This is a genomic window from Saccharopolyspora sp. NPDC050642 (assembly GCF_040654735.1).
In the GTDB taxonomy this organism is placed as follows: domain Bacteria; phylum Actinomycetota; class Actinomycetes; order Mycobacteriales; family Pseudonocardiaceae; genus Saccharopolyspora; species Saccharopolyspora elongata.
Map to the genome: position 1 here is coordinate 360,285 of NZ_JBFAIN010000004.1, position 17,643 is coordinate 377,927.

A 17,643-nucleotide genomic window follows, 5' to 3' on the forward strand; every position below is an offset into this window, starting at 1 on the left:
CTCACCCGGTCATGTCCAGGGCGGCGATCACCTTCGTCGGCCGGATGCGGACCACCAGCTCGCCGGGCACCCCGTTGCGGCGGCCGAACTCCTCCGCCCGGTCCCGCCCCATGTAGCGCCCGCCGATCTCGGTCGCCGTCCGCAGCAGCTCGCCGGGCTCCTCGGACGTCACCGCGACGCCCTGCACCTGCACGAAGGCGTACGGCGGCTCGGGCAGGTCGACGCACAGCACGAGCCGCGGATCGCGGGCGATCGCACGGCCCTTCGCGGTGTCCTTGCCGGTGTTGAACACCACCTCGTCGCCGTCCAGCACGAACCACACCGGTGCGACCAGCGGTCGCCCGTCGCTCGCGGTGAAGCCGAGCTTGCCGGTGCGGGTGCCCGCTTCGAGGAAGGCGCGGATTTCTGGATCCCTGATCGTTGCCACGCCGGAGAACGTAGTCGCCCCTCGCCCGCCGCGCGATCGCTCCGAAAACGACGAGGCCCGGCACCCTCTCGGGTACCGGGCCTCGTGCGTGCTCGCCTTACTCGGTGGGCTGCTGCGGCTTGCCCGCCGTCAGCTCGCGCTCCGCGTCGCGGGCCACGTCGTCGTGCCGAGCGCGCTCCAGCGCTGCGGTCTCCTCGGACGGGTCCGGAGTGAGCAGGCTGCCCTTCACCGGGCGGCCGGCCGCGCCGAGCTTGTTCATCTTCTTCGGCACCGGAGCGCCCTGGTAGGGCAGCGCCTCCGGGTGGCCGTGGTCGTCCACCGGGCCCAGCGGCTGGTGGACCTCGATGAACTCGCCGTGCGGCAGGCGCTTGATGATGCCCGTCTCCACGCCGTGGTCCAGCACCTCGCGGTCGCTGTGCTGCAAGCCCAGGCAGACCCGGTAGGTGATGTAGTACGCCAGCGGCGGGAGGACCAGCAGGCCGATGCGGCCGGCCCAGGTCATCGCGTTCAGCGAGATGTTGAACTGGAACGCGACGATGTCGTTCGCACCCGAGATCATCAGCACGCCGAACAGCGTCAGCGCCATCATGCCGAGGCCGGTGCGGACCGGCGCGTCACGCGGCCGCTGGAGCAGGTTGTGGTGCGCGTTGTCCTTGCTGAGCTTGCGCTCGATCAACGGGTAGGTCATCAGCAGCGTGAACAGGATGCCCATGCCGATGACACCGGCGAAGAACACCGGCGGAACCGTGTACGGCCCGAGGTAGAGCTCCCACGCGGGCCAGATCCGCAGGATGCCGTCCGCCCAGATCAGGTACCAGTCGGGCTGCGAGGCCGCCGACACCTGGGAGGCGTTGTACGGGCCGATGTTCCAGACCGCGTTGATCTGGAAGACGCCGGCCAGGATCGCGCAGACGCCGGTGACCAGCGCGAAGAACGCACCGCCCTTGAGGGCGAAGACCGGCATGATCCGGACGCCGACGACGTTGTTCTCCTTGCGCCGCACGCCGGGGAACTGGGTGTGCTTCTGGTACCAGACCAGCGCCAGGTGCACCGCGACCAGGCCGAGCATGACGCCCGGGATCACCAGCACGTGCAGCACGTACAACCGCGGGATGATCTCCGTGCCCGGGAACTCACCGCCGAACAGCGCCCAGTGGATCCAGGTGCCGAGCACCGGGATCGACAGCACGATGCCGGACAGGGTCGCCCGGATACCGGTGCCGGAGAGCAGGTCGTCCGGCAGCGAGTAGCCGAAGAAGCCCTCGAACATGCCCAGCATGAACAGCAGGGCACCGATGGTCCAGTTGCTCTCGCGCGGGCGGCGGAAGGCACCGGTGAAGAACACCCGGAACATGTGCGCCGCCATCGCCGCGACGAACAGCAGCGCCGCCCAGTGGTGCAGCTGGCGGATGAACAGGCCGCCGCGCACCTCGAACGAGATGTTCAGCGTCGTCTCCATCGCCCGGGACATCGGGACGCCCTGGAGGTTCTGGTAGACGCCGTTGTAGACGACCTCCTCCATGGAGGGGTCGAAGAACAGCGTCAGGTAGACGCCCGTCACGATCAGGATGATGAACGTGTAGAGCGCGATCTCCCCGAGCAGGAACGACCAGTGCGTGGGGAAGACCTTGTTGAGCTGCCGCCGCATGCCCTTGGCCAGCTGGTACCGCGAGTCGAGCTCGTCGGCCGCGGTGGCCACCTTGCGGTACGCAGCGCTCTCCGACTTCGTAGGTCGAGTGATCGAACTCATGCGTTACGCTCCCAGTATGCCGGGCCGACCGGTTCGATGAAGTCGCCCTTGGCCACGAAATAGCCCTCTTCGTCCACTGCGATCGGCAGCTGGGGCAGTGCCCGGGTGGCCGGACCGAACACCGGTTTGGCGTAGGTGTTGACCACGTCGAACTGCGACTGGTGGCACGGGCAGAGCAGGCGCCCGGTCTGCTGCTCGAACAGCGAGGTCGGGCAGCCGACGTGGGTGCAGATCTTCGAGTAGGCGTAGTAGTCGCCGTAGTTGAAGTCTTCCTGCCCCTTGCGCTTGACCGGCTGGCTGCCGGGGCGAAGCCGGATCAGCATGACCGGCGCGTCGCCCTTCTTCATCGAGGCCTCGAGCTCGTGCTCGTCGTGCCGCATGGACTCGCGGAACGGGAAGACGGTCTCGAAGCCACCCGCGTCGATGTCCTCCGGCCGCAGCAGGGAGATCTCGTGCGGGTTGCCGGTGTTGCGGCGCAGGTAGGTCTTCTCGCCGTTCTCCGACAGCCACTCGGTGTGCTGCAGCGACTCCGGGCCCTCGGTCGCCCACGGGTTGCGGACCAGGCCGCCGATCGCGAACACGCCCGCGCCGACGCCGAACGCACCGGCGCCGAAGCCCGCGGTGCGGCGGATCATCGACCGGCGGGAGATGCCGCTGCGGACGCCCGAGTCGGCGAGCAGCGCGGCGGTGGTCTGCCGGTCGACCTCGTCGGAGCCGTGACCGTCGTGCCGCTGCTGGACGGCGACCTCGTGCGGGATGAACTTCTTCTGGTACTGCACGACGCCGATGCCGACGGCCAGGATCGACAGGCCGAAGAAGAAACCGATCAGCGGGTTGTACAGCGAGTAGATGAAGTGCGCGCGCTCGTCCGACGGCGGCTGGTAGCTCCACGGCCAGAACACGAAGACCGCGATGAACGCCAGCGCCGACAGCCCGGCGAGGGTGAACCAGGCGGCGACCGCGCGCTCCGCGCGGCGCTCGGCCCGGGTCCCCTGGACGGGGAAGTTGTCCCGGTACTCGACGAGTTCGACGTCGTCGAGCGCCAGGCCCAGCCGGACCTTCTCGTCGCGGCTCATCTCGGCCAGTTCGGCCTCTGTGTATTCCTTCTTCTGCTCACTCATGCCCTGGCTCCGATCCACAGGGTGAGGCCGATCAGCGCGCCGAGCCCGACCACCCAGGCGATGACGCCTTCCGGCCCTGGCCCGTAGCCGCCCAGGTCGTTGCCACCCGGGTTGTTGTTTCCGTCGGTGACCGACTTGATGTAGCCGATGATGTCCTGCTTCTCCTCCGGCGTGAGCTGCCGGTCCGAGAACTTCGGCATGTTCTGCGGGCCGGTGAGCATCGCCTCGTAGATCTCGCGCTCGGTGGCCTCGTGGAGGTTCGGCGCGAACTTGCCGGAGGACATCGCGATGCCGCGCCCGGTGAAGTTGTGGCAGGACGCGCAGTTGAGCCGGTAGAGCTCGCCGCCGCGCGCGGTGTTGCTGCCCTGCAGCGCCTCGCCCGTCTTCTTCGGCGACTCCGGCCCACCGCCGTAGGTCTGCACGTAGGCGGCGAGCGCGTCGATCTCTTCCGGGTTGAACTTCGGCGGCTTGCGCGTCGCCTGCGCTTCCTGGCGGACCATCGGCATCCGGCCGGTGGCGACCTGGAAGTGCACGGCGGCCTCGCCGACGCCGACCAGGCTCGGACCGCGGTCCTGGACGCCCTGCAGGTTCGAGCCGTGGCAGGAGATGCAGGCGTTGTTGTAGAGCTGCTCGCCCTGCCTCACCAAAGCCGGGTCCGCAGCGGCGTGCGCGGTCTGCGGCTCGGGAGTCACGACGGTGTACAGCCCACCGGCACCCACCAGCGCGATGCCCAACGCCAGTACACCGGAGATCCGCCGCTTAAGCTTCGAGCCCGCGCGGTTCCGTTTCTTGTTGGTGGTCATGAGAGCGGCAACCCTTGCTGTCCGGTTCGGGGTGTTCGGTTTCGACCTCGTTCGAGAAGCCGATCACAGGGACCTTGCTTCATGGGCCAAGCCCCTGCTTCATCCATCAGGGGACGAGGTAGATCACGGCGAACAGCCCGATCCACACGATGTCCACGAAGTGCCAGTAGTACGACACCACGATGGCCGCGATGGCCTGGGCCGGCGTGAACTTGCTGAGCTTCGTCCGGATGATCAGGAAGACGAAGGCGATCAACCCACCGATGACGTGCAGCCCGTGGAAGCCCGTCGTCATGTAGAAGACCGTGCCGTACGCAGACGAAGCGATCGTGGTCGCGTGCTCGGTGACCAGGGTGTAGTACTCACCGGCCTGCCCGAGCACGAAGATCGTGCCCATGATCAGGGTGATCACGTACCACCGGCGGAGACCGAAGACGTCACCGCGCTCCGCCGCGAACACGCCCCACTGACAGGTGAACGAGGACGCCACCAGGATGATCGTGAACGGGAGGGCGTACGGGAGGTTCAGCTCGGTGGGCGGTGGTGGCCACTCGCCCTCGTTCTGCGCCTTCACCGTGAAGAACATGGCGAAGAGCCCAGCGAAGAACATCAGCTCGCTGGCCAACCAAACGATGGTGCCTACGCTGACCATGTTCGGCCGGTTCAGCGAATGCACGCGTTGACTGATTGAGGGCGCTGCCGTTGTCACGCGACGCATTATGTCTTGCACGTTTTCCCGTCGCGCCCTCGGGTCCGGCCGTCCGCCGGAGGGTGATCGGATTGCAACCCGGAGGTAACGCACCGTGAAAGGCATCCGCGCGAGCTGGTCGGCCTTCAGAGCGGGCCGCCGCGCCCGGAACAGGCCCGTGATCAGCATCGACGACCCCGGCCTGGAGATCGTCGTGACCGCGTTCGACGAAACCGAGGCGGCCTCGGCCGTCCTCGCGCGGTCGACCCGCTGGCACCCCGGACTACCTGCGGTGTTGCGCCACCACCTGGCCCTCCCGGATCACTCGATCGAGTCGGCACGGGCCCTGCTGGACGCCGACGGCTGGTCCGTTCGCCCTGGTGGGCGCGGTGACGAGCACGCCGCACCGGGCCTGGCCGCACTGATCGCGCTCCGTGTCCAGCAACTCGATGCGTTGCATTGCTCACAGGAGAGCTCCCGGATGGCCGGTCTCGCCCAGCGGCACGGCGGCGAATCCTTCGGCTGGGACGCGCTGCAACCCGCCGCGGACCGGCCGAGCTGATCGACTTCCGGTTGATCGATTTGCCCGGGCGGCTACTGTTCGCCCCGGTCGGGCCGATAGCATCCGACGGACCCATCCTGCGCCGACCAGCGAGGAGCTAGTGATGAGCACACCGACCACGAACGTTCTCGTGTTCAGCCATCGCCCCGAGGTCCGGGAGGCGATCATCACAGCGATCGGGCGCCGCCCGGCCCCGGATCTCGCGCGGCTGCACTACGTCGAGGCCGGCACCGTCGCGGACGTGCTCAGCGAGGTCGACGCGGGACGCGTGGACCTGGTGATCCTGGACGGCGAGGCGCAGCCGACCGGCGGCATGGGCGTGTCGCGGCAGCTGAAGAACGAGATCGAGCAGTGCCCGCCGGTGGTGGTCGCGGTGCGCCGCAAGGACGACCGATGGCTGGCGACCTGGTCCCAGGCCGACGCGGTCCTGGTGCACCCCCTGGACCCGCTCGCCGCCGCGGAGACGGTCGCTGAGGTCCTGCGCTCGCAGGGCAAGCCGGTACCCGCCTGACCGCGCGTTGCGGGATGATTTGGACAGCGGCGCGGCCATCCGGGCGGGGGGCATCGCCGCTGCGGGGCGCGCGGCCCCGGGCCGCCGCTCGCTGAAGACCCGCTCGCTGAAGACGGAGTGAAGAACGTGGGAACCAAGGCGGGAAACTGGGCGGGACTGCTGAGCAGCCTCGTCGCGGGTGAGGATCTCTCCGCGGAGGACACCGCCTGGGCGATGGACCTGATCATGTCCGGCGAGGCCAGCCCGGCGCGGATCGCGGCCTTCGTGGTCGCGTTGCGCGCCAAGGGCGAGACGCCCGCCGAGGTCCGCGGCATGGCCGACGCCATGCTCGCGCACTCCCGGCCCCTGGAGATCACGCAGCGCGCGGTGGACATCGTCGGCACCGGCGGCGACCGCACCGGCAGCGTGAACATCTCCACGATGGCCGCGATCGTGCTCGCCGCTTCCGGCGTCACCGTGGTCAAGCACGGCAACCGGGCCGCCTCGTCGAAGTGCGGCACGGCGGACGTGCTGGAGGAACTCGGCGTCGCCATCGACCTGGTGCCCGAGGGCGTGCGGCGCTGCATCGAAGAGGTCGGCATCGGTTTCTGCTTCGCGCCGGTGTTCCACCCGGCGTTCAAGCACGCGGGCGGGCCCCGGCGCGAGATCGGCATCCCGACGGCGTTCAACGTGCTCGGGCCGCTGACCAACCCGGCGCGGCCGGCGGCCGGCCTGATCGGCTGCGCCGACCCGCGGATGGCGCCGGTGGTGGCCGAGGTGTTCGCCGCCCGCGGCAATTCCGCGCTGGTGGTGCGCGGCGACGACGGCATGGACGAGATCACCACCACGGCCGCCAGCACGGTGTGGGCGGTGCACGACGGCACGGTCCGCGAGGACCGGCTCGACCCGCGGGACTTCGGCATCCCGCTCAGCCGCCCGGAGGACCTGCAGGGCGGCGACGCGGTGGTCAACGCGAAGGCGGTCCGCGACCTCCTGGCGGGCGCCAAGGGCCCGGTGCGGGACGCTGTGCTGCTCAACGCGGCCGGCGGGGCGGTGGCCTACGACGGGCCGGGAACGGATCTCAGCGGCCAGCTCAGCGCCGGTTTGGAACGCGTCGCGAACGCGATCGACTCCGGTGCCGCCGCGGACCTCCTCGACCGCTGGGCGGCCCGCTCCAGCGCTCTCCGCGCCCAGCTCGGCGCCTGAAACGCTCGTGAGTGCCGACTCCGGTTGGAACCGGAGTCGGCACTCACGAGTCGTCTCGGCCGGTCGTGAGCGCTGAAGCCGGTTCTTACCGGAACGAACGCTCGCGAGGGGCGATCACTGGTCTTCGAGGCCGATGGAGAACGCGGCCTCGGTGTCCTTGCGGGAGTAGGAGCGGAACGCGATGTGGGTGTCGGTGCCCAGGACGCCCTCGACCTTGTTGATCCGGCCCGGCACGATCTCGGCCAGGTCCTCGTGGCGGGACACCCGCAGCATCGCGATCAGGTCGACGTCGCCCGCGCAGGAGTAGACCTCGTCCACGCCGTCGAGGTCGGCGATTTCCTGGGCCGCCTCCGTCAGGCGGTCGGCGGCGGTCTGGATCAGCACGATCGCGGTGATCACGGCAAAAACCTCCTGCTGCGGGTTCGCGGCCTCGAAGGGCGCTGGAAAAGATCCTAAACCGGCGCAGGCCCCCGGGTCCGGTGGACGCGGGGGCCTGCGATCGGTGCGGTCGTCAGTGGTCGCTCTGGCCGGTGTGGTACTCGAACACCAGGCCCGCGACCATGATCAGCACGAAGCCGACGGCGATGACGATCATCCACACGTGGAAGAACGCCAGGGCGAGGCCGGCGAAGGCGGCGGAGGCCGCCAGGCCCACCGGCCAGTAGCTGCCCGGGCTGAAGAAGCCCAGCTCGCCGGCGCCGTCGCTGATCTCGGCGTCGGGGTTGTCCTCCGGCCGGTCCTCGATGCGGCGAGCCACGAACGAGAAGTAGCTGCCGATGATCAGGGACAGACCGCCGACCAGGATCAGCGCCACGGTGCCGACCGGCTCCTTGGCCCAGACCCCGTACACGATCGCGGACAGGAAGAAGAAGATGGTGATGTAGTTGAAGATCTTGGATTCGACCTTCATGGAGTCCTCGCTCTCACGCCGTACGCCCTGCCGAGGGCACTCCTACTTGGCCCCGACCTGACCGGACGGCACGCCGCCGGTGCGCTCGGTGTTGAACGGAACGCCGGTCACCGCGTGCGGGGTGCACAGCTCGCCGCAGTTCATGGAGCCGAGCGCCTCGGCGGCGGTGTACGGCTGGCCGGTCTGCGGGTTGACCTGCGTCCGCAGCTGCATGTACCGGTCGAACTTGTCCTGGGACAGCGCCCGCACCTCGAAGTTCATCATCGAGTGGTACGTGCCGCACAGCTCCGCGCACCGGCCGACGAAGGAACCTTCGCGGTTGATGGTGTTCTGGAAGATGTTGTCCTGGTTGTTCTTGTCCGGGTACGGGAAGGTGTCCCGCTTGAAGTGCCACTCCGGAACGAAGAACGAGTGGATCACGTCGGTCGCGGAGATGCTGTACTCGACCCGCTCGTCGACCGGGACGACCAGCAGCGGGATCTCGCTGCTGCTGCCGATGGTGCGCACCGGCTGCCCGTCCGGGGTCTTGTACTCCGGGTAGTTGAACTCCCAGTTCCACTGGAACGCGACCACGTTCACCCGCTGGTCCGGGTTGGCCGGCTTGGCCAGCACCGTGTTCTGGGTGACCGCCGTGAAGTAGAACAGCACGACGACCATCACGAACGGGATCGCCGTGTAGATCAGCTCGAGCGGCAGGTTGTACTGGAACTGCCGAGGGAGCTCCTCGTCGTTCTTCTTCTTGCGGTGGAAGGCGACTGTCCAGAAGATCAGCGCCCACACCATCACACCGACCGCGAGTGCCGCGATGACCGACCAGGTCCACAGGTTCCGCATCGCCTCGGCCTGCGGGGTGACACCCTCTGGCCAGCCGAACCGCAGGACCTCGTCGGTCGTGCAGCCCGTGGCCGCGACACCAACCAGGCCGATCAGACCAGCGACCTTGACCAGCCGTGGCACTCGGGTCCCCTCCTTCAGGCCCACTGCGCGACGCCTCCTCGTGCAAAGCTCTCCACTGCGGCCTGGTGATCACGGCCTCGTCCTGAGACGACACCGGGGATCTGCCGCCGGAATCCTGCGCAGAGCCTAGCCCAGGTGTAGCCGCGATACTGCTCCGGGGGCGTAGATCGCTGCCAGGCGCGCGAGCACAGCCTCCGCGGGCCCCCGCGCGTGCAGCGCGCGGCCGGACGGACGGCATACTGGGGCCAGCTGTGGGGGGCTGAAGACGACACCGCCGATTCGAAGAGGTGCACCAGACGCGTGTGCGGCCTGCTTGGACTCATTTGTCCCACCGAAGAGAACGCCGGCTTCGCCGTTAACGCGGTGGCCAATGCGCTGCCGTGTCAACGACACCGGGGCCCGGACGAAAGCGACACTTGGCACGGCGGCGAGGTGGTCTTCGGCTTCAACCGGCTGTCGATCATCGACCTGGAGCATTCGCACCAGCCGCTGACCTGGGGCCCGCCGGAGACCCCGCAGCGCTACACCATCAACTTCAACGGTGAGATCTACAACTACCTGGAGCTGCGCGCCGAGCTGATCGAGCGCTTCGGGGCCCGGTTCAGCACCGACGGCGACACCGAGGTGATCGTCGCCGCGTACCACTACCTCGGTACCTCGGTGGTCGGCCGGCTGCGCGGCATGTTCGCGTTCCTCATCTGGGACAACGAGCGCAAGGTGGTCTTCGGTGCGCGCGACCCGTTCGGCATCAAGCCGCTGTTCTACGCGGCCGGGCCGGGCGGCGTGGCGTTCGCCAGCGAGAAGAAGAGCCTGCTGAGCCTGGCCAGCACGCTCCGGATCGCCGAGGAGCTGGACCACAAGGCGCTGCAGCACTACATGGTGCTGCAGTACGTGCCGGAGCCGGAGACGCTGCACCGGCAGATCCGCCGCATCGAGTCGGGCACCTCGTTCACCGTGTCCCCGGGCGGGCAGCTGGTCACCGAGCGGTACTTCCAGCCGAACTTCCAGTCCCGGCCGGTCAACACCGACGCCGACGCGCGGCGCCTGCACGACGAGATCGTCAACGTGATGCGCGACTCCGTCGCCAAGCACATGCGCGCGGACGTCACCGTCGGCTCGTTCCTCTCCGGCGGCATCGACTCCACGGCCATCGCGGCGCTGGCCAAGGAGCACAACCCGAACCTGATCACCTTCACCACCGGCTTCGAGCGGCAGGGCTACTCGGAGGTGGACGTGGCCGCCGAGTCGGCCGCGGCGATCGGCGTCAAGCACGTGGTCCGCACCGTCTCCGCCGAGGAGATGATGGAGACGCTGCCGCTGATCATCTGGTACCTCGACGACCCGGTGGCCGACCCGGCGCTGGTGCCGCTGTGGTTCATCGCCCGGGAGGCGCGCCAGCACGTCAAGGTGGTGCTCTCCGGCGAGGGCGCCGACGAGCTGTTCGGCGGCTACACGATCTACCGCGAGCCGCTGTCGCTGGCGCCGTTCGAGAAGGTGCCGGGCGCGCTGCGCAAGGCGATGGGCAAGGTCTCCACCGCCATCCCGGAGGGCGTGCGCGGCAAGGACCTGCTGCGTCGCGGCGCGCTGAGCCTGGAGGAGCGCTACTACGGCAACGCGCGCATCTTCCGCGACGACCAGCTCCGCAACGTGATGCGCAGCTTCGACCCGGGCGTGTCGCACAAGGACGTCACGGCAGGCCCGTACCGGCAGTCGGCGGGCTGGGACCCGGTGACGCGGATGCAGCACGTGGACCTGTTCACCTGGCTGCGCGGCGACATCCTGGTCAAGGCCGACAAGATGACGATGGCCAACTCGCTGGAGCTGCGGGTGCCGTTCCTGGACCCGGAGGTGTTCCGGGTCGCCAGCACCATCCCGCTGGAGCAGAAGATCACCCGGGAGACCACGAAGTACGCGCTGCGCCAGGCGATGTACCAGGTGGTGCCCGCGCACGTGATCAACCGGCGCAAGCTCGGCTTCCCGGTGCCGATCAAGCACTGGCTGCGCGACGAGATGCACGACTGGGCGCGCAACATCATCCAGCAGTCGCAGACCGACCACCTGCTCGACCGCACGGCGGTGCTGCAGCTGCTGGAGGAGCACCGCTCCGGGGTGCTGGACCACAGCCGCCGCCTGTGGGCGCTGCTGGTGTTCATGCTCTGGCACGGGATCTTCATCGAGGGCCGCCTGTCCCCCGAGGTCCCGGAGCCCCACTACCCGGTCCGCCTCTGACGGCTTCCGCGAAGCGGCCCGCTCACCTCGTGGTGGGCGGGCCGTTCCGGTTTTCGGTGCCGGGGCGGATGAACGTTCCGCCTGGCTGGGGCCCGTGCCTGCTTTGTGTCACCACAGCAGGACAAAGCGCGCACGGGTCGTGCGCTGCGTCAGCCGCAGTGTTCGAAGGGGCTGGTGTAGGACTTGTCACCCACCGAGCCACCCCACTTGACGCAGGTCGTGCCCGCCTCCTGGCGGACCGGGCCCGCGTAGTACGTGAAGTTGCCGGAGTCGGTCGCCCGGGCCTTCCCCTGCACCTCGAGGAACGCCGCCGTCGGCGAGGCGGTGCCGAGCGAGGTCGCCTTCAGCGTCACGACGCAGTTGTTCTTGTTCGAGGCGTTGTAGAGCAGGTAGACCGTGCCCGCGCCGGACAGGCCCGCCTCGTCGATCACGCTGTAGCCGGACCCGCACACCTCGGTCGGCGAGTGCGGGTTGCCGTTGCAGTTGTTCTTGCTGGTGAACGACGTGTGGCCGTAGTAGGGCACCGCGACGCCGTTGAGCGTCGCCTTGACCACGGCGCCGTTGAGCCGCTGTTCGTAGTGCAGGTGGGGACCGGTGACGCCGCCGGTCGCGCCCGCCGTGCCGATCTTCGTGCCGAGGCTCACCTTCTGCCCCACCGACACGCTCTGGGTGGACAGGTGGGCGTAGCGGGTCCGCCAGCCGCTGCCGTGGTCGATCTCGATCCAGCGGCCGTAGCTGACGTTGCCCTCGTTCGCCACCCGGGTCACGGTGCCGGCCGCCGAGGCCAGCACCGGCATCCCGGTGATGCCGGACTTCTGGAAGTCCACCGAGTACTGCGGGTTGTGACCGCTGAAGGTCGCGGCCGTCAGGGTCTGCCCGCACTGGAATGGGACCTGGAAGTTCGGTGCGGCGGACGCGGGCGCCTGCCCGAACCCGACCACGCCGAGCGCGGCGAGCACCACCGCCGCCAGGCCCGTGCCTAATCGTCGAAACATGAACCACCTCCTGTACCAGGGGGATTCATGCGATCACGGCGGGTCGGGCAAGAACAGACCTATTAGGAGGATTCGTGGTTAATCTTTCCCGTCGCCAGCCAGACCGCGGTGTCGGCGGGCAGCGTCCCGCTCCAGTCGGCCGCGCCGTCGCTGCGCAGCAGCAGGTCTCCCGGCAGGTCCAGCTCGACGGGCGAGGCGCCGAAGTTCACCGCGCACGCGAAGTCCGGTTCCCGGCGGAAGATCAGCACGTCGTCTGGCGCATCGAGCCACTGCAAGGTGCCGTCGCCGAGCGCCGGATTCCCGCGCCGCAGGGCCAAAGCGTCGCGGTAGGTCCGCAGCACCGAGCCGTCGCGGGCGTCCTGCGCGGCCACAGTCGACTCCGCCCATTCCTCCGGCGCCGGGAGCCAGCCGTCCGCTGAGCTGAAGCCGAACGGCGGCCGATCGCCGGACCACGGGATCGGCACCCGGCAGCCGTCACGGCCCCGATCGGTGCGGCCGGAGCGCTCCCAGATCGGGTCCTGCCGCACCTCGTCGGGCAGGTCCAGCACCTCGGGCAGGCCGAGTTCCTCGCCCTGGTAGACGTACACCGAGCCGGGCAGGGCGAAGCTGAACAGGGCGGCGGCGCGGGCCCGCCGCGTCCCCGGCTCGCCGTCGCCGTAGCGGGTCACCGGTCGCGGCACGTCGTGGTTGCCGAGCACCCACGTCGTGGTGGCGCCGACCCGGGCGGTGGTGGCCAGCGATTCCTCGACCACGGTCCGGAAACCGGCCGCCGACCACGGCGCTTCCAGCAGCGCGAAGTTGAACGCCTGGTGCAGTTCGTCGGGCCGGACGTAGCGCGCCAGCCGCTCGCTGGTCGACGCCCACGCCTCGGCCACCCCGATGCGCGCGCCCTCGTAGGAGTCGAACAGCTGCCGCCAGTCGCGGTAGATCTCGTGCACCTCGTCCTGGTCGAAGTACGGCAGTTCGCCGCGCCCCAGCAGGGAGATCTGCTTGTCCAGCCCGGTGTCCGGCAGGTCCGGGTGCTTGATCATGCCGTGCGCGACGTCGATCCGGAAGCCGTCGACGCCGCGGTCCAGCCAGAACGCCAGCACCTTCCGGAAATCCGCGCGCACCTGCTGGTTGCGCCAGTTCAGGTCGGGCTGCTCCGGCGCGAACAGGTGCAGGTACCACTGGCCGTCGGCGAGCCTGGTCCACGCCGGACCGCCGAAGATGGATTCCCAGTCGTTGGGCGGGAGTTCGCCGTCCGCGCCCCGCCCGTCCCGGATGACGTAGCGGTCCCGGGCCGCGGCGCCGGGGGCGGCCGCCAGCGCCTCGGCGAACCACGTGTGCCGGTCGGAGGTGTGGTTGGGCACCACGTCGACCAGGACCCGCAGCCCGAGCGAATGCGCCTGCGCGAGCAGCTCGTCGAAGTCGGCCATCGTGCCGAACATCGGGTCCACGTCGCAGTAGTCGGCCACGTCGTAGCCGCCGTCCGCCATCGGGGACGGGTAGAACGGGGTCAGCCACACGGCGTCGACGCCGAGCAGCACCAGGTGCGGTAACCGGTCGCGCACCCCGGCCAGGTCTCCGATGCCGTCGCCGTCGCTGTCGGCGAAGCTGCGCACGTAGACCTGGTAGACGACGGCGTCCCGCCACCAGTTCTGAGACATCTCTGCTCCCGTCTTTTGACGTATGTGGTCAATTTCCGTAGCGGTGCGGGTGGCGGAACCTCAGACGCCGCCTGGACTGTGGGAGCCCCGACTTACGTATGACCAATACGCGGCATCGGGGCTGTCCTCGCCAGACGACGCCTGAGAACCCGCGGCGGTGCAAGTTGCGTGCGTGGCGAAAAAGAAAGCAGCTGCGCCGCTTGCCTGACGACAACTTGCGGCCTTGGCGCTCGGCAGCTTCGTTCCGGGGGCCATCTCAGATCCGCCGGGTGGATTCCCGGGCGATGAGGGTCGGGCGGAACATGCGGCTGAAGCCCGCCGAGCCGCGCCCCGGCTCGTCCGGGTCGAGCTGCCGCGCGAGCTCGTCGACCGCCGCAGCCGCCATGTCGTGGATGGGCTGCGCCAGCGTGGTGAGCGCGGGCTGGCAGTAGGCGGCCAGCGGGATGTCGTCGAAGCCGACCACCGAGAGGTCTTCGGGAGTGCTCAGCCCGCGGCGCTTGGCTTCGCGCATCGCGCCGAGCGCCATGACGTCCGACGAGCAGAGCACCGCGGTCGGCCGCGGGCCGTCGAGCAGTCGGCCCATCGCCTCGGCGCCGCCCTCCGCGCCGAACGGCGCGTTCGCGACGAGCTCCGCGACCGGTTCGACGCCGGCTTCCTCCAGCGCCGCGGCCCAGCCGGCCCGCTTCAGCCGGGACGGGAGCGCGCGGGCCGGGCCGCTGACGAAGCCGATCCGCCGGTGGCCGAGTTCGAGCAGGTGCGTCGCGGCGGCGTAGCCCGCGAGGTGCTCGTCGACGGTGATGTCCGGGACGTCCAGGCTCGGCGCGCCGCCGTTGACGAACACCATCCGGACGCCTTCGGCGCCGAGTTCCTCGTAGTAGTTGCGGCTCTTGCGCTCGTCGTTGTCCGGGTTGGCGATCTCCGGCGACACGAAGATCATGCCCTCGACGCCCCGCGCCACCAGCATCCGGACGTACTCCCGCTCGGTCATCGCGGCGCGCGTGTTGCACAGCAGCGTCGCGTAACCGGCCAGCGCGGCACGGCTTTCCAGGGCTTCGGCGAAGGCCGGGAAGACCGGGTTCGACAGTTCCGGCACCAGCAGGCCGACGACACCGGTGCGGCGCAGCGCGCCGACGCCGCGCGCGGTGTGCGGCATCTGGCTGAGCACTTCGAGCACGCGCTGCCGGGTCTCCTCCTTGATGCCGGCCTTGCGGTTGAGCACCCGGCTCACCGTGGACACGCTCACCCCTGCCGCCTGGGCGATATCGGCCAGACCCGCCACTGCTCCGCTCCTCCGCACCGGGACCGTCTGCCGCCACAATCCTGCACACGGCCGAAATATTTTGCAATCGTCGCGCAACTCAGCTCGCCGCTCCGCGACCCATTTATACCTGAACACCTTGACTTGCGTCACATTTCGGGTATGGAATTTAACGCCAGTCGTTCGCAAATTTTTGCAAATAGGAGGTCCGGACATGAGATCAAGGGCCACGGTCGCCGCCGCCCTGGGCCTGGTCGGCGCGCTCACCGCCGGCTGCGGGAGCGACGCCGGGAACGCCGGCGAGGTCGTCTTCTGGGACACCAGCGGATCCGCGGAAAGCCCGGTGTTCGGCGAGATCGCCGCCGAATGCGGCCGCACCGGCGGCTACCAGGTGCGCGTCGAGGCGGTCGCCTTCGACCAGGCGCTGAACAACTACAAGACCGCGGCGCAGGGCGGGCAGGGCCCCGACGTGCTGCGCGCCGACGTCGGCTGGGTCGCGCAGCTGGCGCAGGCCGGGCTGATCCAGGACCTCTCCGGCACCCCGCTGGCCACCGACACCGGCGACTTCCTCGCCGCACCACTGGAATCCACCAAGTTCCAGGGCAAGACCTACGGCGTCCCGCAGGTCACCGACGCGCTCGCGCTGTTCTACAACAAGAAGCAGCTCGCGGAGGCCGGCGTGACCCCGCCGAAGAGCTGGGACGAGCTGAAGGCCGTCGCGCCGAAGCTCGGTGGCGACCGAGCACTGTTCATCAACAACGACGAGTATTACGCGCTGCCGTTCATCTACACCTTCGGCGGCGACCTCGTGGACACCGAGGCGCGGCTGATCACGGTGAACGCGCCGGAAGCGGTGCGCGGGGTGCAGGTCGCCAAGGACCTCATCGACGCGAAGGCCGCCCGCACCGCGCTGGACCAGCCGAACTCCTACAGCAGCATGAAGGCGGCGTTCACCAGCGGCGAGGTCGCGATGGTCATCGACGGGCCGTGGGCGGTCTCGGAGTTCACCGAATCGGAGCCGTTCGCCGACCTGTCGAACCTCGGCATCGCCCCGGTTCCGGGCTCCGCGACGCCGTCGCCGGTGGGCGGGCACGACTACGTGATCCGGCAGGGCAGCGACGCCACCGAGGCATCGGTGAAGTTCGTCCAGTGCATGAGCAGCGCGGAGAACCAGGCCAAGGTCGCGGAGAAGCTCGGGCTGCTGCCGACCCGCAAGTCCGCCTACGACGTCCCCGCCGTGGCGCAGAACCCGGTGGTGTCCGCGTTCCGGCCGCTGGCGACCAACGCGCACTCCCGGCCGTGGATCCCGGAGAACAGCGAGCTCCTCGAACCGCTGCAGACCTCCTACGCCGACATCCTGTCCGGGCGCAAGGACGTCCAGAAGGCCTTGGACGAAACGGCGCAGACCTACAAGACCTCGGTCCTGACCGACTACGCGCTGCGCTGAAACCCGGACCGTTCTTCGCGCTCCGCGTGCGATGCGGCGTCCCCCAGAGGGGTGTCGGGACGCAATTTCAATGGAAATCGAACCTCTGATTTCCATTGAAATTGCGGCGGCACGCGGCGTCGGGGCTGTGCTGCGCGCTCCGCGGGCGTGCGGCCGGCGTCGTCGGGGGCGCGTCGGGGGCGAGGACCGGATCCGAATCCACCAACAAAGTTCTGAGGCGGCTTCAATGCGGTTGCGGAATCTCCTGGCGCGGCACTGGTTCGTCTACGCGATGATCTCGCCGGTCGTCGCCGTGCTCGCGCTGCTCGTGGTGTTCCCCCTGCTGCAGGGGTTGTTCTTCTCATTCACCGACATCAACGACACCAACATCGCCAACCCGGTGCTGGACCGCGAGGCGAGCTACGAGTTCGTCGGGCCGGCCAACTACCTGAACGTGCTCTCCGGCGATCCGGCGTACGGCTCGTTCTGGTCGACGCTGGTGCGCACGCTGATCTGGACCTCCGCGTGCGTGGTCTGCCACTACGGGATCGGGCTGGCGCTGGCGCTGCTGCTCAACCGGCGGATGCGGCTGCGCGGGCTGTACCGGGTGCTGCTGATCCTGCCGTGGGCCGTGCCGGTGTTCATCAGCGCGTTCGCCTGGCGGTACCTGTTCAACGCCGAGTACGGGCTGATCAACTGGGCGCTCGAGTCGGTGGGGCTGCCCGCTCAGGTGTGGCTCGGGCAGTCGGACCTGGCGCTGGTGTCGGTGATCGTCGTGAACGTGTGGCTGGGCGTGCCGTTCATGATGGTGGCGCTGCTGGGCGGATTGCAGGCCATCCCGGCGGACCTGTACGAGGCCGCGGAGATGGACGGCGCGTCGCCGTGGCACCGGTTCGTGCACGTGACGCTGCCGGGGCTGAGGCCGGTGTCCGGCGCGGTGGTGCTGCTCGGCGTGATCTGGACGTTCAACATGTTCCCGGTCATCTACCTGATCACCGGGAACAACCCGCACACCAGGATCCTGGTCAGCTACGCCTTCGAGCGTTTCTTCGCCGGCGCGACCCGGGATTACGCGATCGCCTCCACCTACGGCGTGCTGATCCTGTCGGTGCTGCTGGTGTTCGCGACGATCTACCGCCGCGCGATGGCCCGGCGGGGAGAGGTGCTCTGAG

The 17,643-nt window shown here is 69.0% G+C and carries 17 protein-coding genes; 6 read left to right on the forward strand and 11 right to left on the reverse strand.

What is annotated here, in order from left to right:
• Nucleotide 1: 1 nt before the first annotated feature.
• From AB0H93_RS10215 to AB0H93_RS10235, 5 genes are all read right to left on the reverse strand, one after another.
• Nucleotides 2–427, reverse strand: a complete 426-nt coding sequence (locus AB0H93_RS10215) for a PPOX class F420-dependent oxidoreductase (RefSeq protein WP_132482773.1) — start codon at nucleotides 425–427, stop codon at nucleotides 2–4.
• A 97-nt stretch (nucleotides 428–524) separates the two neighbouring features.
• A complete protein-coding gene (locus AB0H93_RS10220) occupies nucleotides 525–2,177 on the reverse strand; it encodes a cytochrome bc complex cytochrome b subunit (RefSeq protein ID WP_358570379.1) in 1,653 nt (550 codons plus the stop codon).
• Nucleotides 2,174–3,298 (reverse strand): ubiquinol-cytochrome c reductase iron-sulfur subunit, encoded by a 1,125-nt coding sequence (locus tag AB0H93_RS10225; RefSeq protein ID WP_358570382.1) that lies wholly within the window; start codon nucleotides 3,296–3,298, stop codon nucleotides 2,174–2,176. The genes AB0H93_RS10220 and AB0H93_RS10225 overlap by 4 nt, the downstream gene beginning before the upstream one ends.
• A complete protein-coding gene (locus AB0H93_RS10230; protein ID WP_358570385.1) occupies nucleotides 3,295–4,101 on the reverse strand; it encodes a cytochrome c in 807 nt (268 codons plus the stop codon). Before AB0H93_RS10230 ends, AB0H93_RS10225 begins: the two co-directional genes overlap by 4 nt.
• Nucleotides 4,102–4,207: 106 nt before the next feature.
• Entirely contained in the window at nucleotides 4,208–4,819 is a 612-nt protein-coding gene (locus tag AB0H93_RS10235) for a heme-copper oxidase subunit III (RefSeq protein ID WP_093265192.1), read from the reverse strand.
• Nucleotides 4,820–4,967: 148 nt separating this feature from the next.
• Here AB0H93_RS10235 and AB0H93_RS10240 point away from each other — a divergent pair, with 148 nt between their 5' ends.
• The 3 genes from AB0H93_RS10240 to trpD all read left to right on the forward strand — a co-directional run bounded on the left by AB0H93_RS10240 (nucleotide 4,968) and on the right by trpD (nucleotide 7,047).
• The gene (locus tag AB0H93_RS10240; RefSeq protein ID WP_358570388.1) at nucleotides 4,968–5,351 is read left to right on the forward strand and encodes a hypothetical protein; all 384 of its coding nucleotides are present in this window, start codon (nucleotides 4,968–4,970) and stop codon (nucleotides 5,349–5,351) included.
• A 103-nt stretch (nucleotides 5,352–5,454) separates the two neighbouring features.
• Nucleotides 5,455–5,862, forward strand: a complete 408-nt coding sequence (locus AB0H93_RS10245) for a hypothetical protein (protein ID WP_132482761.1) — start codon at nucleotides 5,455–5,457, stop codon at nucleotides 5,860–5,862.
• A gap of 126 nt (nucleotides 5,863–5,988) precedes the next feature.
• Nucleotides 5,989–7,047, forward strand: a complete 1,059-nt coding sequence (gene trpD / locus AB0H93_RS10250) for an anthranilate phosphoribosyltransferase (protein ID WP_358570391.1) — start codon at nucleotides 5,989–5,991, stop codon at nucleotides 7,045–7,047.
• Between the two features lie 114 nt (nucleotides 7,048–7,161).
• Here the strand turns inward: trpD and AB0H93_RS10255 are convergent, their stop codons facing one another.
• From AB0H93_RS10255 to coxB, 3 genes are all read right to left on the reverse strand, one after another.
• Nucleotides 7,162–7,446: an Lrp/AsnC ligand binding domain-containing protein gene (locus tag AB0H93_RS10255; protein ID WP_132482756.1), complete on the reverse strand. Its 285-nt coding sequence runs from the start codon at nucleotides 7,444–7,446 to the stop codon at nucleotides 7,162–7,164.
• Between the two features lie 112 nt (nucleotides 7,447–7,558).
• Entirely contained in the window at nucleotides 7,559–7,957 is a 399-nt protein-coding gene (locus tag AB0H93_RS10260) for a cytochrome c oxidase subunit 4 (protein ID WP_132482754.1), read from the reverse strand.
• A gap of 42 nt (nucleotides 7,958–7,999) precedes the next feature.
• A complete protein-coding gene (coxB, locus tag AB0H93_RS10265; protein WP_358570395.1) occupies nucleotides 8,000–8,938 on the reverse strand; it encodes a cytochrome c oxidase subunit II in 939 nt (312 codons plus the stop codon).
• Between the two features lie 276 nt (nucleotides 8,939–9,214).
• Between coxB and asnB the strand changes: the two genes are divergently transcribed.
• The gene (gene asnB, locus AB0H93_RS10270) at nucleotides 9,215–11,143 is read left to right on the forward strand and encodes an asparagine synthase (glutamine-hydrolyzing) (RefSeq protein WP_358570397.1); all 1,929 of its coding nucleotides are present in this window, start codon (nucleotides 9,215–9,217) and stop codon (nucleotides 11,141–11,143) included.
• 149 nt (nucleotides 11,144–11,292) lie between these two features.
• Here asnB and AB0H93_RS10275 read toward each other — a convergent pair whose 3' ends face one another.
• The 3 genes from AB0H93_RS10275 to AB0H93_RS10285 all read right to left on the reverse strand — a co-directional run bounded on the left by AB0H93_RS10275 (nucleotide 11,293) and on the right by AB0H93_RS10285 (nucleotide 15,066).
• Nucleotides 11,293–12,138: a M23 family metallopeptidase gene (locus tag AB0H93_RS10275; protein ID WP_358570399.1), complete on the reverse strand. Its 846-nt coding sequence runs from the start codon at nucleotides 12,136–12,138 to the stop codon at nucleotides 11,293–11,295.
• Nucleotides 12,139–12,200: 62 nt separating this feature from the next.
• Complete coding sequence (locus AB0H93_RS10280; RefSeq protein ID WP_358570402.1) at nucleotides 12,201–13,787, reverse strand: glycoside hydrolase family 13 protein; 1,587 nt, start codon at nucleotides 13,785–13,787, stop codon at nucleotides 12,201–12,203.
• Nucleotides 13,788–14,043: 256 nt separating this feature from the next.
• Nucleotides 14,044–15,066, reverse strand: a complete 1,023-nt coding sequence (locus tag AB0H93_RS10285; protein WP_132482741.1) for a LacI family DNA-binding transcriptional regulator — start codon at nucleotides 15,064–15,066, stop codon at nucleotides 14,044–14,046.
• A 193-nt stretch (nucleotides 15,067–15,259) separates the two neighbouring features.
• Between AB0H93_RS10285 and AB0H93_RS10290 the strand changes: the two genes are divergently transcribed.
• Nucleotides 15,260–16,492 (forward strand): extracellular solute-binding protein, encoded by a 1,233-nt coding sequence (locus AB0H93_RS10290; protein ID WP_358570406.1) that lies wholly within the window; start codon nucleotides 15,260–15,262, stop codon nucleotides 16,490–16,492.
• Between the two features lie 226 nt (nucleotides 16,493–16,718).
• Nucleotides 16,719–17,642: a sugar ABC transporter permease gene (locus AB0H93_RS10295; RefSeq protein ID WP_358570409.1), complete on the forward strand. Its 924-nt coding sequence runs from the start codon at nucleotides 16,719–16,721 to the stop codon at nucleotides 17,640–17,642.
• Nucleotide 17,643 lies beyond the last annotated feature (1 nt).